At 49.2% G+C, this 15,497-nt stretch carries 13 protein-coding genes; all 13 read right to left on the minus strand.

What is annotated here, in order from left to right:
* Positions 1-2 precede the first annotated feature (2 nt).
* The 13 genes from LL912_RS12905 to LL912_RS12965 all read right to left on the minus strand — a co-directional run bounded on the left by LL912_RS12905 (position 3) and on the right by LL912_RS12965 (position 15,413).
* Positions 3-665, minus strand: coding sequence for a beta/alpha barrel domain-containing protein (locus LL912_RS12905; protein WP_235553986.1), 663 nt, complete (start codon positions 663-665; stop codon positions 3-5).
* A 2-nt stretch (positions 666-667) separates the two neighbouring features.
* A complete protein-coding gene (locus LL912_RS12910) occupies positions 668-1,120 on the minus strand; it encodes a YhcH/YjgK/YiaL family protein (RefSeq protein ID WP_235553987.1) in 453 nt (150 codons plus the stop codon).
* Between the two features lie 38 nt (positions 1,121-1,158).
* Positions 1,159-2,265 (minus strand): Gfo/Idh/MocA family protein, encoded by a 1,107-nt coding sequence (locus tag LL912_RS12915; RefSeq protein ID WP_235553988.1) that lies wholly within the window; start codon positions 2,263-2,265, stop codon positions 1,159-1,161.
* Positions 2,266-2,288: 23 nt separating this feature from the next.
* Positions 2,289-3,314, minus strand: coding sequence for a sugar kinase (locus LL912_RS12920; RefSeq protein WP_235553989.1), 1,026 nt, complete (start codon positions 3,312-3,314; stop codon positions 2,289-2,291).
* A gap of 11 nt (positions 3,315-3,325) precedes the next feature.
* The gene (locus LL912_RS12925) at positions 3,326-3,730 is read right to left on the minus strand and encodes a hypothetical protein (protein WP_235553990.1); all 405 of its coding nucleotides are present in this window, start codon (positions 3,728-3,730) and stop codon (positions 3,326-3,328) included.
* Positions 3,731-3,737: 7 nt separating this feature from the next.
* On the minus strand, positions 3,738-4,568 hold the full coding sequence (gene kduI / locus LL912_RS12930; protein ID WP_235553991.1) for a 5-dehydro-4-deoxy-D-glucuronate isomerase: 831 nt from the start codon (positions 4,566-4,568) through the stop codon (positions 3,738-3,740).
* A 40-nt stretch (positions 4,569-4,608) separates the two neighbouring features.
* Complete coding sequence (locus LL912_RS12935; protein ID WP_235553992.1) at positions 4,609-5,361, minus strand: SDR family NAD(P)-dependent oxidoreductase; 753 nt, start codon at positions 5,359-5,361, stop codon at positions 4,609-4,611.
* 56 nt (positions 5,362-5,417) lie between these two features.
* Positions 5,418-6,827, minus strand: coding sequence for a glucuronate isomerase (gene uxaC, locus LL912_RS12940; protein WP_235553993.1), 1,410 nt, complete (start codon positions 6,825-6,827; stop codon positions 5,418-5,420).
* Between the two features lie 62 nt (positions 6,828-6,889).
* Positions 6,890-8,539: a UxaA family hydrolase gene (locus tag LL912_RS12945; RefSeq protein WP_235553994.1), complete on the minus strand. Its 1,650-nt coding sequence runs from the start codon at positions 8,537-8,539 to the stop codon at positions 6,890-6,892.
* Between the two features lie 2 nt (positions 8,540-8,541).
* Entirely contained in the window at positions 8,542-10,059 is a 1,518-nt protein-coding gene (locus tag LL912_RS12950; protein ID WP_235553995.1) for a tagaturonate reductase, read from the minus strand.
* Positions 10,060-10,067: 8 nt separating this feature from the next.
* Positions 10,068-11,981: a glycoside hydrolase family 88 protein gene (locus LL912_RS12955; protein ID WP_235553996.1), complete on the minus strand. Its 1,914-nt coding sequence runs from the start codon at positions 11,979-11,981 to the stop codon at positions 10,068-10,070.
* Positions 11,982-12,004: 23 nt separating this feature from the next.
* The gene (locus LL912_RS12960) at positions 12,005-13,648 is read right to left on the minus strand and encodes a glycoside hydrolase family 28 protein (protein WP_235553997.1); all 1,644 of its coding nucleotides are present in this window, start codon (positions 13,646-13,648) and stop codon (positions 12,005-12,007) included.
* 139 nt (positions 13,649-13,787) lie between these two features.
* Positions 13,788-15,413 carry a glycoside hydrolase family 43 protein gene (locus tag LL912_RS12965; protein ID WP_235553998.1) on the minus strand — a complete coding sequence of 542 codons (1,626 nt, stop codon included), beginning with the start codon at positions 15,411-15,413 and terminating at the stop codon, positions 13,788-13,790.
* Positions 15,414-15,497: the final 84 nt, after the last annotated feature.

Here is a 15,497-nt window from a genome sequence, read left to right on the forward strand (position 1 = left end):
TACTACTTACTTTTTATTGATTGGATCGTATTTAAAACGGCGGTTGTGGATGCTGCAATGGTGGCATAATCCTTATCGGCCATTAATTGCTTGCTCACCAGCTTGCTTCCCATTCCTACCGCACATACGCCGGCCTTAAACCAGCCTTCGATACTTTCGTGGGTGGTATCTACACCTCCGGTTGGCATAAACCGCAACTTCGGAAAAATATCCCGGATGGTGCTCAGGTATTTCGGCCCCAGCATATCACCGGGGAATAATTTTATGAATTGAACACCGGCATTCTCAGCAGCAATGATCTCGGTGGGTGTCATACAACCCGGCGCATAGAACACTTTTCTTTCTGCTGCAAAAGCCGCTATTTCGGGAACAAAGCCCGGACTCACGAAAAAGTCAGCGCCGGCTTCCAGATAGCTCTGGGCATCCTGCAGATTCTTTACGGTACCAATTCCCAGCAACAAGCCCGGCATTTCCTCGTTACGGATGGCCACCAGTTTTTTGAAATTACTAAACGCTGCTTCTCCCCGGTTTGTATACTCGACGGCCCGCACACCTGCTCCGTGTAACGCCCGCAGTACTTCGATACTTACGGTTTCATCTGCGTTAAAGTACAAAGGCAGCATGCCTTGTTCTATAATAATGTCGATTGTTTGTTGCACTGCCATTCTTATATTTTTATTTTCATTACTAATTTTTTAATCAGGCCGTCGCCGATCATCGGCGCATGCACATCTTCCGGGAAAAAGATCACGAATTGTCCCGCATTCAATGTAAAGAATGTATCCGGCGCATCTTTATAAAACTGCACGTCCTTTTCGGGGTTGTAATCTCCGTTTGGCGTAATGCAGTTCTGCCGGGGCTTCCAGCCCATTTGCTCTGTGCCGCTGATCACATACTGGATATCGATAAACCGGCTGTGGCATTCAAATTTCTCCAGCGCGGTCTCTGCTTTTTTACCGGGAGCTTCGGAAACGATTGCTTTTACTGTATCTTCTTCCACCACGTAGGTGCCCGCCGGCGTGCTAAAAAGATCTGTTTGCCGGATATAGTCAAATGCCTTTTTAAACAGCGGATGCAATGCTGCATAGTTCAATCCGTTTTTTATTGTATCAATGATCATAAAGTTCTTATTAAATGGCTCCTCCCCGGAGATGGTATTTACCGGGGTTTCAGGTATATTGTTTTTCCAGTTCTCGCAGCTGCACGTGCGGCATCCAGGATCTCTACCACCGTTACATTTACCGGCAGTTCGTACAAGTCATGGGCATCCTGCTTCAGCGTTCCCCGTATTACACCTGCAAAAACCGCAAACGGATCTTCAAAAGGCGCCGGCCGCGGATCCAGGGTTTGTGTGGTTTCCGGAAGCTTTCCATCCAGCCGCGTTCGTACCGTTGTCCGGTCTACAGCAATAGCGTACCCTTTGGTTCCATATACCTCCATATCCTTACGGCTAAAGGTCCAGCTCCAGGAGGCCTGGATCACACATTGGGTTTCGGGGTACTGCAGGATGATCGTTGCCTCGTCTTCCACCTTCGGATACCGGTCGGGCCGGTTCTGATGCGTAACAGCTGTTACTGATAAAGGACGCTGACCGTCCATTAACCAGGTCATCAGGTTGGCTCCGTAGCAACCAAAATCTGTAAGCGCACCTCCTCCGTTCTTTACCGGGTCTGTAAGCCAGGAAACAAAATGCCGGTTCATCGCCCAGGGCCCCTCATGGCCATCGTTTACCAACACCTTCCGCAACCGGCCCAGTTTGCCATCCTTAAAGCAGTTCCTTACGTACTGGTTGCTGGCGTACCAGGAGGTTTCAAAATTGGTCAGCACTTTTATGCCATACCGTTTTGCCAGTGTCGTTATTTCCTGCGCGTCTCTGTAGGTGGTAGCCAGCGGCTTTTCTACCATTACATGGATCCCGCGTGGCGCGGCCGCCCGTACTACCTCTATATGCTCATTCATCGGGCCAAAGGCCATTACACCTTCCGGTTTAACCTGGTCGAGCATCTGCTTCAAATCCGTATAAAAAAGAGCTCCCGGTAGGACATACCGCTCCCGGAATTCACGTACGCGGTCGGCATTTCTCTCGTAAATACCGGCAATCTCTATATCCCCTTTCAATTTCAGGTTGTAGATCCAGTCGCTATGACCGTGCGTAATACCCGCGATGGCAAGCCGCACGGGTTGCTGCGCCCGGATGGTCCATGCAATCAACATGGCCGGTGTAAGAAAAAGAAGCAACCGCTGTATCGTCTTTATTTTCTTCATAATTGTTGCCGGCCTGCTGCTTGTTACCGCTGCACGCGTCCGCTGGCATCGCCTTTCATCAGCGTTTTTACATCGCTTAATGTGGCATGGTTCAGGTCTCCGGGGATGGTATGTTTTAATGCAGAAGCGGCCACGCCAAACTCAGCAGCGTCGGCCATGCTCATACCGGTAACCAGCCCGTAGATCAGGCCGCTGGCAAAACTATCGCCGCTTCCCACACGGTCCACGATGCGTACATCATATTTACGTGTGTGATAAAACTCCGTACCGTCACTCACGAGCGCGCTCCAACCGTTATCGCTGGCGCTGTAGCTTTCGCGCAAAGAGGAAGCGATATATTTAAAATTGAATTTTTCCTTCATCTGCCGGATTACATCTTTATAGCCATCCAGGTTCAGTTCTCCTTTCGTAATATCGGTATCTGCGGCTTTAAAGCCCAGCGTGGTTTCCGCATCCTCCTCGTTACCGATACAAACATCTACATATTTGCAAAGCGCGCTCATCACTTCCCTGGCTTTTTCCTTGCTCCATAACTTTTTACGGTAGTTCAGATCAATGCTGGTAGTGATGCCCTTTGCTTTTGCCGCTTTCAGCGCAGCTTCGGTTAATGCTGCTGCTTTATCACTCAGTGCCGGGGTTATACCGGTTGTATGAAACCAATCGGCGCCGTCGAATATTTTGTCAAAATCAAACTCGCTGGCCTCCACTTCGGCAATGGCCGCGCCAGCGCGATCGTATATCACCTGCGAAGCCCGCATGGAGGCTCCTGTTTCCAGGAAATAAATTCCCAGGCGGTCACCACCTCTTGCTACAAAATCCGTATTCACTCCATAACGGCGCAAATGATTAATGGCCGCCTGGCCAATGGCATTATCCGGCACCTTGGATACAAAATAACCATTCAACCCATAATTGGAAAGCGCAACTGCTACGTTGGCTTCACCGCCACCATAAGTAACATCAAAAGAATCCGCCTGAACAAAACGCTCAAAACCCGGAGTGGACAAGCGTAACATGATTTCGCCCAGTGTAACAACTTTTTTTGACATAATAATATGCTCTATTTTTTATTTGTTAGAATTAAAAGATCGATCAGACGTACCGCCATCAAAAAAAACTGAATGCCCAATATGGCTACCATTGCAAAAGGTACGTACTTCTGCCGGTACCCCGATTTGTTGTAGGGCAGTAAGCTCGCCGGTAAACTGATCAAAAAGCCCAAAACCGGAATACCCAAGGCAAGAAACAGGAACAGGTCCCTTCTTATTCCACCGTCTCCAACCGACCGGTCATAAAGATCCGCAAATTGTTTATCCATTGTTGCAAGGGTGGTAAAATACAACAAGACGGTTAGTAAAACAGCCATCCCCAGCATGCCCCAAACAGTTACCCGCCTCAGAAAAAAAGGAACACCCGGCGGCGCTTCCGGAAACAGGTTTTCTGTTATATGTTGGTTGATGGCCACAATACTTCTATAATAAGGTAGCAATTGGTGCCGGATCCATATCTGTATACTGTTTGTTTTCGCCAGCCATGCCCCAGATGAACCCGTAGTTGGAAGTACCGCAGCCAAAGTGCATGCTCCAGGGCGGAGAAATCACCGCTTCCTGGTTCTTCATGATGATGTGACGAGTTTGCTGCGGCTGGCCCATCATATGAAACAGGCGCTGTTCTTCCGGCAGGTCGAAATAAAAATAGATTTCAGTTCTGCGGGTATGTGTATGCGGAGGAACGGAGTTCCACACACTGCCTGTTTCCAGTACTGTAAGCCCCATTACCAGCTGGCAGCTCTGGATCCCTTCTTCATGAATGTATTTATAAATGGTCCGTTTATTGGAAGTAGTAATATCCCCCATTGAAACAGGTGCTGCCTGCTCCTTGGTGTACTTGATAGTGGGATAGTTGTGATGTGCCGGTGCTGATAAAATATAAAACGCCGCAGGTTCTTTTTTCCCGTTGCTGCTAAAGCTTATCTTTTTGGACCCGCGGCCGATATACAGGCAGTCCAGTTTATCCAGCGCAAACTTCTGACCATCTACGGTAATCGTGCCTTTTCCTCCTACGTTGATAATCCCCATTTCCCGGCGTTGCAGGAAAAATTCTGATTTTAGTTCTTCTTCATTTTTCAGTGCTACAGCTTTTGCTACGGGCTTTACACCTCCAACGATCAGGCGATCATAGAAGCTGTAAACCAGGGTCAACTTGTCGGTCTTCATCAGCTCTTCAACAAGAAAGCTTTCCCGCAACTGCTCGGAGGTCATTCCCTTTGTTTCCTGCGGGCTGTGTTCGTATCTTATTTCCATTTTCGAATTTCTTATTTATTATTTCTAATTTCTGATTTTATCACCGGCCCATCCAGCCACCATCAACGGTTAATAGAGTGCCATGCACATAGCTGCCCGCCTCGGAAGCAAGGAAAACGGCAGGACCTGCAAAATCTTCCGGTGTACCCCAGCGGCCTGCCGGGATCCGGTCCAGGATCGATTTGCTGCGCTCCGCATCTTCCCGCAATGCCTGCGTATTGTCGGTTGCAATGTAGCCTGGGGCAATACCATTTACATTCACCCCTTTAGACGCCCACTCGTTTGCCAGCGCTTTTACCAGGCTGCTCAGCGCACCCTTGCTGGCCGCATAACCCGGCACGTTGATGCCGCCCTGGAAGCTCAGCAGCGAACAGGTAAAAATAATTTTTCCTGCTCCTTTTTCAATCATATGCTTGCCAAACTCACGCGCCAATATAAAGGGGGTATCCAGGTTTATAGAAAGCACATTATCCCAGTATTCGTCCGGATGCTCTGCAGCCGGTTTGCGCATAATGGTTCCTGCGTTATTTACCAGGATATCGATACGCTCATTTTCGTCCAACACTTCCTTTACAAATGCATATACACTATTCCGGTCTGCTGCATCCAGTTTATAGTGCTTAAAATTGCGCCCCAGTTTCTTTACCTCCGTTTCCACTTCGGACCCCGCTTCCACAGAACGCGCAGCTACAATGATATCGGCTCCGGCCTTTGCCAGTCCGATGGCCATTCCTTTGCCGATTCCCTTGTTGCCTCCTGTGATCAGGGCCGTTTTACCTGACAGATCAAACATGTTGAAATTTATTGTTTATTATTTATCATTTATTGGTTTTGACCATTCACCATTCACTACTTCGCTCCAAATCCAAAATACGTATTCGCGTTATTGAAACAGATATCCTGTATGAGCGTTCCTACCCAGTTGATATCGGCGGGAAGTTCGCCATTTTCGATATCGTTTCCAAACAAATTGCAGAGTATTCTGCGGAAGTATTCGTGCCTGGGAAATGAAAGAAAACTCCGGGAATCCGTTAACATTCCCACAAAGCGGCTGATCAGTCCCATATTGGAAAGGGTGTTCATCTGGTTGATCATTCCCTCCTTCTGATCCAGGAACCACCAGCCGGAGCCCCACTGTACTTTTCCAATTACCGAACCGTCATTGAAATTTCCGGTCATCGTGGCAAACAGTTCATTATCGGCCGGATTGAGATTGTACAGGATGGTTTTGGCCAGCCGGTCGTTCTTGTCGAGCCCGTTGAGGAATTTGGAAAGCGCTCTTCCCTGGGAGAAGTCGCCGATGGAATCCCAGCCGGTATCAGGACCTAATTGTTGAAGCAGGCGGGCATTGTTGTTCCGCAGTGCGCCCAAATGGTATTGCTGTACCCATGCTTTTTCATGATCCCATTCTGCAAACCAAACCAGCATCGCCGAGCGGAATTGCTCCTGCTCTTCTGCTGAAAGATGCTTACCCGCCCGGATCTTATCAAATGCAGCGCTGACGCCTGCCTCTGTATAATCGGCGGCATGAATATGCTCCAGCCCGTGGTCCGACACGGTGCACCCCATTTCTGCAAAGAAATCGTGCCGGCTTTTCAATGCCTGCAAGTAGGTATCCAGATTCCTTACCTCTATAGCGGAAACCGCTTCCAGTTTTGTTACGTATGCAGCAAAGGTTTCCGGGCTGGAAACATTCATGGCGTTATCGGGCCGGAAGGCCGGATATACCGGTATTTCGAAACCATCAGTCTTTATTTGCCGGTGAAATTCCAGTGAATCTACCGGGTCGTCCGTAGTACAAACCACTTTCACATTCATTTTCCGAAGCAGGTTCTTTACGCTGTATGCGCTGCTGCTGATCCTGGCAGAAGCCGCATCATAAATGCCTTTACCGCTGCTGGCATCCAGGGTTTCATGAATATCAAAGTACCGTTGCAGTTCCAGGTGCGTCCAGTGATACAGCGGGTTACGCAGCGCATAGGGGACGGTTTCCGCCCATTTCAGAAACTTCTCCTCATCGGTGGCAGATCCGGTAATGTAGTGCTCCTTTACCCCATTGGTACGCATAGCCCGCCATTTGTAATGATCGCCGTAGAGCCAGGCCTGGGTGATGTTTTGAAACTGGTGATCTTCCGCTATTTGCTGGGGTGGTAGATGACAATGATAGTCTATGATCGGCATCTGCTTTGCATACTCGTGATACAAGCGTTCCGCCGTTTGGGTTTCCAGTAAAAAATTATCGTCTAAAAACTGTTTCACTTATTTGATGGATTATTCGTTATTCATTTGCTGTCTGCAGCTTGTTGTCTGCTTGCCCTGTATTATAGGGAAACGCCTCTTTTCCAGGGAATAAAATCATCCTGGTTCAGCAATACCGCCTTAGGTATCACTTCACCGCTTGCAGCTTTGATGCAATACTCCAGGATCTCTTCTCCCATTTGTTCAATTGTTTTTTCCCCGTCGATGATACCTCCGGTGTTGATATCGATAATATCCCCCATCCGGTTGGCCAGTGAGGTGTTGGTAGCAATTTTAATCGTTGGACAAACCGGGTTGCCGGTTGGCGTACCCAGCCCTGTGGTAAACAGGATCAACGTGGCGCCGGAAGCGGCTTTACCGGTGGTTGCCTCCACATCATTCCCCGGTGTGCATACCAGGCTTAGCCCTGGTTTGGTAGCCGGCTCGGTATAATCCAGCACATCCACTACCGGGGAAGTACCGCCTTTTTTTGCAGCGCCCGTGCTCTTGATCGCATCGGTGATCAACCCGTCTTTTATATTACCTGGGGAGGGGTTCATAAAAAACCCGGAGCCCACGCTGAGCGCCTGGTCATTGTAACTAGTCATCAGGTGAATGAACTTCCGCGCAGCGGCTTCTTCAATGGTTCGGTCGATCAGCTGTTGCTCGGCACCACATAATTCGGGGAACTCGGCCAGCAGGATCTTTGCTCCCAATGCCGCCAGCAGGTCGCTGGTATAGCCCACTGCGGGGTTGGCACTAATGCCGCTGAAACCATCGCTGCCGCCGCATTTTACACCAACGGTCAATGCAGTTAAAGGCGCCGGACTGCGCTCTATTTTATTGGCCTCAATCAACCCTTCGAATGTTTTGCGGATGGCGTCGGCCACCAGCTGTTCCTCGCTCTGCGATTGCTGCTGTTCAAATACAAGGATGGGTTTATCAAAGGCAGGGTTTCTTAATTTAATATCTTCCAGCAACTGTTTGGTCTGCAGGTTCTGACATCCCAGGCTCAGGATGGTGATACCCGCCACGTTGGGATGATCGGCATAAGCGGCCAGCAGTTTACTAAGCGTGCCGGCATCCTGCCGGGTGCCGCCGCAGCCACCCTGATGATTTAGAAACTTAATGCCATCCACGTTTTTAAACAGACGGTCGCTTTTCTGGTTGGCTCCGCCAGGAACGGCATTCAACATAATGCCGGAAAGATCTTCCTGGTTTTTAAATGCCTCTACCAGATGATGCGCATATTTTTTGTACTTATCGGTAACCGCATATCCCAGCTCATTATGCAGCGCCTCGCGGATCACATCCAGGTTACGGTTTTCACAAAATACTGTGGGCATAAATAACCAGTAATTGGCTGTTCCCACCCGGCCATCGCTGCGGTGATACCCGTTAAAAGTCCGGCCTTTAAATTTCGAAACATCCGGAGCGGTCCAGTGATACTGATACGGGCGGTATTCGAAGGGATCGGCTGCATGTTTGGTATTGGTGGTGGTCATCAGTCCTCCCCTGGGAATGAACTCCTGTGCCTTACCTACCAAAACGCCGTACATGATAATCTCATCACCCGCCTGAAGGTCCTGTGTAAAAAATTTATGTTTTGCACCGATGTCATTTTGCAATTCGTATTCGGCTCCTCCGTAGCTGATGATCTGTCCCTTCTTTAAATCCTTTAACGCCACGATTACGTTGTCCTTGGGATGAACTTTTAAAACGATTTCCGCCATTTTTATTCCTTTATGATATTTAGCAAAGCAGCTTTGGCGCTGCTTTGTGTTAAAAATTGCAATTGTTGGGTTACAGCCGCTGCAAAGCCCGGAACCTGGTTCAGGTCTTCATTCCACAATCCCATATCTGCCAGCACGGCTGTTACTACGGCTGCCGGGTTTGCCGCAGCTTTCCATTTTTGCGAAAGCACCGCGGCCTTGTCATCATTGATCATATACGCTTTTCCATTGGCCGACCCCATGTATCCCGCGCCTTCCTGGTCCGATTTCATAAAAAGCAGGTATGCCGCAAAGCCCAGGGCCATTGCAGATGAAGCGCCGCCTTCCCCGCTCCCATAATACTTCTTTATTAACGGCACATTCCGCATCAGCATCTTCGACGTATACGCAAAGCTAATACTTAGCCATTTATGATCTAAGAACGGATTCTTAAACCGCTCAATCACCGCATCGGCAAATTTACAGGCTTCTTCATAGGAAATGTTAGTTCCCGCCACCGCCCGTGCCAACTCGGTCTTTGAAAGCTTAGTAACAAAAGCATCAAAATCTGTATCGGCCATGGCAGCTTTCACGGTTTCAAACCCGCACAGGTATGCCAGGGCGCAAGACAGGGTATGTGTCCCGTTGAGCAGGCGCAGTTTGAGCTCCCTGAATTTCTCAATATCGGGCGCAATTACAACGCCGGGATCTGTTTTTGCGAAGGACAACACTTCGGCCACGCGGGGATCTGGGGCCTCGATGGCCCAGAGACGGAACACTTCACTCATGATCATCAGCTCATCTGTGTACCCTAGCTGCTGCTGCGTTTGCTCCAGGTCTGCTCCCGCCAGTTTACCGGGTACAATACGATCAACCAGGGAACTGCAAAAATGGTTGGCGTCATTCAACCAGCTGATAAACGCTGCTTCGAGCTCGTTTTGTGCAGCCAGTTTCAGTACAATGTCTTTCAGCTGCCGTCCGTTATCGATGATCAACTCAGTAGGAATGATCACCAAACCGCTTTTCTTAGTCCCGTTGAACGCCTTAAAGCGTTCATAGAGCACCGCCAGCAATTTACCGGGGAAGGAGGCGGGAGGCTGGTCCGTAATTTTATCCTCGCTCATTACAATGCCCATTTCGGTTGTATTGGATATGATCACCTCCAGCTGCGGGCTTTGTGCTACCTCAAGGATCTGCTGCCATTGGTTTTTGGCAGACAGCACCCTGCTGATGGCACTGTTTACAATATACTCGTTCACCTGTCTTCCATCTTCCAGCCCTCTTACGCAAATTGTGTATAACCCATTCTGTGCTTCAAAAGCGTCAGCACCGCTGGCATCCGTCGACTTTACCACCACTACGCGGCCGTTAAAGATCTGCTGTTTATTTGCCTTATCGATAAAATAATCGGGCAATCCTCTCAATAACACACCGGTTCCGAACTGTAATACTTTTTCCGGAAGCTCCAGCTGGGCAGCCGAAGGAACGGACCGTACCAGGTCTTTTTTCAGGGATGCTATTATTGCTTTAGATAACTGCATTTATATTTTTATTTTTTTGGTTTACTAACGGATGTTTTTAACAGCCAGTTCACCCAATCGCCTGCCGCTTTAAAATTCTCGTACTGCAACGGCAGCTTCCTGCCATCTACATACTCATTGTAAATCCAGGGATCACCCAGGGCGAAAACCGTTCCCTTCCCATACCGCGCCACCGCCATTGCCGTTATGTTGCCTGACCTTAGTACAGGTACGGCCGGTTTGTAAAGATTCAAAGAACTTATTTCCTTCAGATAAACATTTTTGGCATTTTTAAAAATTATATTACCCGGTTGGATGTTTACCCGCCCCATTTCATAATCATTGTTCTTCACCATGAGCTGGTTGTCTTCATTAAACCGGATACCAAAGCGTTCCGCGAGGATATTGAGATGCTGAATATCGCAGTTACCGGCATCGTTTGCCAGCAGCACCAGCGTACCGCCCTTTTTTACCCAGTCTTCTATCTGAGCTGCCGATTGGTCGCTCATATAGTTAGGATGCGCCGTTTCTTTTTCAGTGTCCGGGTCCACAATGATATAAACAGCAGCATCTTTCAAATCAGCTGTATGAGGTGCTTGCTCAAGCGATTGTAACCGAGCACCCTGTTGCTCGAACAAACTTCCTAAAAAAGCATACCCCCCGTTTGACCGGTCGTTCCAGGTATAATGCCAGCGCTCCTGCTGCCCGCCGGCTCCCTTCCGCCATTCATTATTAAAGAAATTATCCAACAAGATCGTTTTGCCCTGTCCGTTTACCAGGCCGGGTATCATTTCAATTTCATTGGCTGCGAGGATAAAAGCCCCCATTCCTTTGGGATCGTTCTGCACCACTTTTTCCCGCATATAATAGTCGAAACTGCCATCCCGGTAGGGTTTTCCGCCCAGGCCAGACACCGATACCGTTCCTTCCAGGTTGGTAAAACCATTGCTCTTCGATAGCTTATAGCTCACCAGGCCGTTAAATGCCTTTTGTGCCGTTGCCTGATAGGCCGCCGCCAGGTATCCTTTGCGGACACCCTTTGCCAGGGTGTAGGCCAGCATCGCTGTTGCGGATGATTCAGTATAGTTGGGTTTCCGTTTGGGCAGATCTACAATATCAAACCACATCCCTGTTGCAGGATCCTGCACTTTTACAACGGCGGCAGCCAGCCGGCTGAGAATCCCGATCAATTCTTTCCTACCGGGATGATCCGGAGGAAAATAATCCAGCGCATCTACCAGTGCCATCCCATACCAGCCCAGCGCCCGGCCCCAAAAATGGGGCGACACACCGGTTTTGGAATTCGCCCATTGCTGCTGTTTCGACTCATCGTAACCATGATAGAGCAATCCCGTTGCTGGATCCCGCGCATTCTTTTCCATCAGTACAAACTGCCGGGTTACATCATTGAAAATACTGTCTTCCCCGAAAACCTGTGCAAATTCTGCATAGAAAGGCTGTCCCATATACAAACCGTCCAGCCACATCTGGTAAGGATATACCTTTTTATGCCAAAAACCACCCCCAAGGGTACGGGGGTGGGTGCGTAATTGTTCTCTTAACTTTAATACAGCTTTTTTATACTTTTCTTTCCCTGTCACCCGGAAAAGCGTTAGCAATAATTTTCCGTTATTTACATGGTCGATATTGTAGGTATCCGGCTCATAATCTTTGATGCTTCCATCTTCCTCCACGTAGTAATCCATGCTGTGTTGTATATAGTTGAACCATCGGGGGTCTCCGGTAGCTTGCCAGATGCCTTCGATCCCTTTCAGGATCACGCCCTGGTCATAACTCCATCGTGCCGGTTTGCCCGGAACCACCGAAAAAGAATCCGGCCAGAGATGCATGGCGGTAAGCCCCATTCGCTGGGAATACGACTGGGCCTGCGAGGCCAGTTGCACCAAGAAAAAAGCGGTTAAAAGCAGGATGGATTTTCGCATGGAATGAGCACTGATTTAAATATTTATTGAAAAGAAACAGCTTCCGCTGCTGCAGCTGCTGCCGTTTCCAGTTTTTTAACGGTTTGATTGTAGCGGGTGTTGGTAAACCGGATGGCTTTGCTGCCCGACCCGCTTACCCGCAACAACAACCGGGAATCCGCTTTATATGTGAACCGGTCGAATGCGATGTCCTTTGCGTTGATCAGATCAATCACCGGATCGGTGTCTTCTGAAAGCACTTTTATATATTCAAACCGGATTCCAGCGGCTTCCTGGATGCTGATGCCTTGCCGGGCCTGGAAGACCGCATTACGGATGCTGATGTTTTTCACCGGCATTTCCGGTAATCCCCTCATGAAAACAGCACGCTGCGCCCCGTTTACATACACATTGCGGATGTCGATGTTCCGGAACTGCGGGGTCGTTTCATCCACCGGCAGGGTCTCTGCTTTTGGCAGCGTCCGTTTTTCTCCCTCCAAAGGCACGGGGTCCTTTGCCATATAATACATATCAAACAGGATCGCATCTCCCGGAATATCTTTCATATAAATATCCCTGATAAAAATATTTTCTACTATTCCACCCCGTCCTCTTGTGGTTTTGAAACGCAGGCCGATATCAGCACCCACGAACGTACAATTATTTACGTATACATTGTTGACGCCACCGCTCATTTCACTGCCTACTACAAAACCACCGTGAGAGGCATATACGGTACATCCGCTGATTACGACATCTTTTGTGGGCACCCCCCGCCGGCGTCCGTCCGCATCACGTCCGCTCTTCATACAAAGCGCGTCATCGCCTACGTCGAACACGCTGTTTTCTATCCGTACATTGCTGCAGCTTTCCAGGTCGATGCCATCACCATTCTGGGCATACCAGGGGTTTTTTACGAATACGTTCCGTACGGTAATGTTCCGGCTCATCAGGGGGTGCAGGCACCAGGCCGGAGAGTTCTGAAACGTAACGCCTTCCAGCAGTACGCCGTCGCAGGAGGTCAGCACCAGCAGGTTGGGCCTGAAAAAATCCTTTACTGATGTATAAAACGCTTCGGTTTTGTCCGGACTGATCCGTCCCGGGTCTTTCAGTGCATCTCCGCGGGCATAGCTCTCAGAAGGCATCCACATACGGCCATCCTTACTCAGCACACCGCCGGAGGCCACTCTTTTTTTCCATTGTGATTCTGTGAGCTTATCCTTTTTCACCGCCCGCCAGGCGTCGCCGTTGCCGTCAACAATGCCTTTTCCGGTAATGGCGATGTTCCGGGCATTTTCTGCAGATATGGGCGACTGGTTACGCATCTGCGGAAAGCCTTCCCAATTGGCTTCTACCAGGGCATATTGCGATTTATCCGATGTAAACAGCAGGGTCGCTCCCGCAGCCAGGTTCAGGTTTACGCCCGACTTTAATACAATAGGACCCGTAAGCCACAGACCGGCCGGTACCTGTACGATTCCGCCTCCTTTTTGAGAGCAGGCGTCAATAGCGGCCTGAATACTTTTGGTATTGAGTACATAACCGTCGGGAACGGCTCCGTAGCTTGTGATCCGGTAAATACTTTTACCAAAATGCGGCTCCCGCACTGTTGGCAATTTCCATTCCTGCTGGGCCTGCAACTGCATCCCGATCAACAACAAAAAGCAATATAAACTGTTTTTTAACATCCGCAATCCTATTTTCAATTGAAGACAAGCTACGCTGGGGCGCCAAGTTAAGCCGAATTCATTGGGTGCGGAAGGGATTCCGGCTTTTTATTTACGCAAACGTTATCATGATCCACGAGTGATAAAAGACCTGATAACACTACTTTGTAACCCGGAACCAATCCAGGTCCACGAATCCTGCATCGTTGGTTTTTACAGGACTGGTGATATAGCACCCCATCTTAATACCGATCCATTTTCCCGGAACGGCTTTTACCCGGCTTCCCGCTGTTTTAAATACACGGCCATCTGTACTGTAACTGAATTGATAAGTAGTATCTGTATAAAACTGCATCCGCAGGTATACGGTATGGTCGTCCAGCCGGGCCACTTCCGTTTCGGTTTCCGGCTGGCCTTTGTCTGCGTTTTCGCAAAAGGTGGTTACGATATACAACCCGTCTTTCTTTTTCTTAACGGCGATGCCCGCATAATTCAGTGCCATAGTGGTTAAACCGGCTTTCTCTCCTATTATCTTTTCATTGGGTATAAACTGCATTTTAGCGGTGGCGGTAAACGCATCCCCGGGGAATTTCTGCAACAGCAGGTTGGGTAGATCCCAAAGGTTCTTTACCTCCGGAGGCAGCGGTTGCGCAAACAGGCGGAGCACACCTTTCGAGGGATACATAAAACTCCAGGCAGCTGCGGGATTGGCCTGCCATTGCCATTGCAACCCGGTATCCAAATCATTAAATTCATCCGTTTCCTGCGGTGTTTGTAGTATACCACCTTTTAATAAGGGCTTTTTGTAAACCAACACCGGATTTCCTATGCCGTCATTGTCTGTATCGGTTCCGATCACCGGCCAGTTATCGTTCCATTTCATCGGCTGCAGGTGCACTACCCGTCCAATGGCTCCCTTATCCTGAAAATGCAGGAACCAGTCTGTACCATCCTTTGTATCGACCCAGGCACCCTGATGCGGACCGTTGATGGGCGTATTTCCCTGTTCCATTACCACTTTCCGTTCATAGGGGCCGTAGATATTTTTACTGCGCAATACCAGCTGCCATCCCGTTGCTACACCGCCGGCAGGAGCAAAAATGTAGTAGTACCCATTCCGCTTGTAGCATTTGGGACCTTCGAGCGTGGGGTCTTGCCCGTGCCCATCGAAAACGATTCGACCCGCTGTAATGGTACGGGTACCTTCCGCGTTCATCTCCTTTACCACCAGAATGCTTTTTATACCGGCCCTGCTGCCGGCATAGGCGTGCACGAGGTATACTTTTCCATCGGCATCCCAAAGTGGACAGGGATCAATTAAACCACTGCCTGCTTCTACCAGCACCGGTTCGCTCCAGGGACCGGTGATATGCTTTGACCTGATCATATAAATTCCGAAATCCGGATCGGGATAATAGATAAAAAATTCATTTTTATGATAGCGGATGGAGGGTGCCCAAACACCGTTCCCGTGTTGTGTTTTTGCAAACACGTCATAAGGCGGCTGTCGTTTCAGGGCATGCCCGATCAGTTTCCAGTTTACCAGGTCGCGCGAATGCAGGATCGGCAGGCCCGGAACGGCGTCAAAACTGGAAGCCGTCATGTAAAAATCATCGCCTACGCGGATTGCATCCGGATCAGAATAATCGGCGTTAATGACCGGGTTGGTATAGGTACCATTGCCGTTATCCGGCCGCCATACCTGCGATATATTGGTTTGCCGCTGGGCACCAGACGCAGCGGCGGTCATGCACCCGATCAAAAAAGCGATCACTTTATTTGTCATAATTACAATTATAATATTTTTATTGCAAACAGCGCAACGCATACTCCCATGTTGTTGTGCAGCCGCACGAACAATGGCCCGCAA

Source organism: Niabella agricola, assembly GCF_021538615.1.
GTDB lineage: Bacteria > Bacteroidota > Bacteroidia > Chitinophagales > Chitinophagaceae > Niabella > Niabella agricola.

Excerpts from the sequence above, each read along its gene's own strand:
- LL912_RS12905 (WP_235553986.1), bottom strand. The coding sequence starts at position 665 with ATGGCAGTGCAACAAACAATCGACATTATTATAGAACAAGGCATGCTG.
- LL912_RS12910 (WP_235553987.1), bottom strand. The coding sequence starts at position 1,120 with ATGATCATTGATACAATAAAAAACGGATTGAACTATGCAGCATTGCAT.
- LL912_RS12915 (WP_235553988.1), bottom strand. The coding sequence starts at position 2,265 with ATGAAGAAAATAAAGACGATACAGCGGTTGCTTCTTTTTCTTACACCG.
- LL912_RS12920 (WP_235553989.1), bottom strand. The coding sequence starts at position 3,314 with ATGTCAAAAAAAGTTGTTACACTGGGCGAAATCATGTTACGCTTGTCC.
- kduI (WP_235553991.1), bottom strand. The coding sequence starts at position 4,568 with ATGGAAATAAGATACGAACACAGCCCGCAGGAAACAAAGGGAATGACC.
- LL912_RS12935 (WP_235553992.1), bottom strand. The coding sequence starts at position 5,361 with ATGTTTGATCTGTCAGGTAAAACGGCCCTGATCACAGGAGGCAACAAG.
- LL912_RS12945 (WP_235553994.1), bottom strand. The coding sequence starts at position 8,539 with ATGGCGGAAATCGTTTTAAAAGTTCATCCCAAGGACAACGTAATCGTG.
- LL912_RS12950 (WP_235553995.1), bottom strand. The coding sequence starts at position 10,059 with ATGCAGTTATCTAAAGCAATAATAGCATCCCTGAAAAAAGACCTGGTA.
- LL912_RS12955 (WP_235553996.1), bottom strand. The coding sequence starts at position 11,981 with ATGCGAAAATCCATCCTGCTTTTAACCGCTTTTTTCTTGGTGCAACTG.
- LL912_RS12960 (WP_235553997.1), bottom strand. The coding sequence starts at position 13,648 with ATGTTAAAAAACAGTTTATATTGCTTTTTGTTGTTGATCGGGATGCAG.
- LL912_RS12965 (WP_235553998.1), bottom strand. The coding sequence starts at position 15,413 with ATGACAAATAAAGTGATCGCTTTTTTGATCGGGTGCATGACCGCCGCT.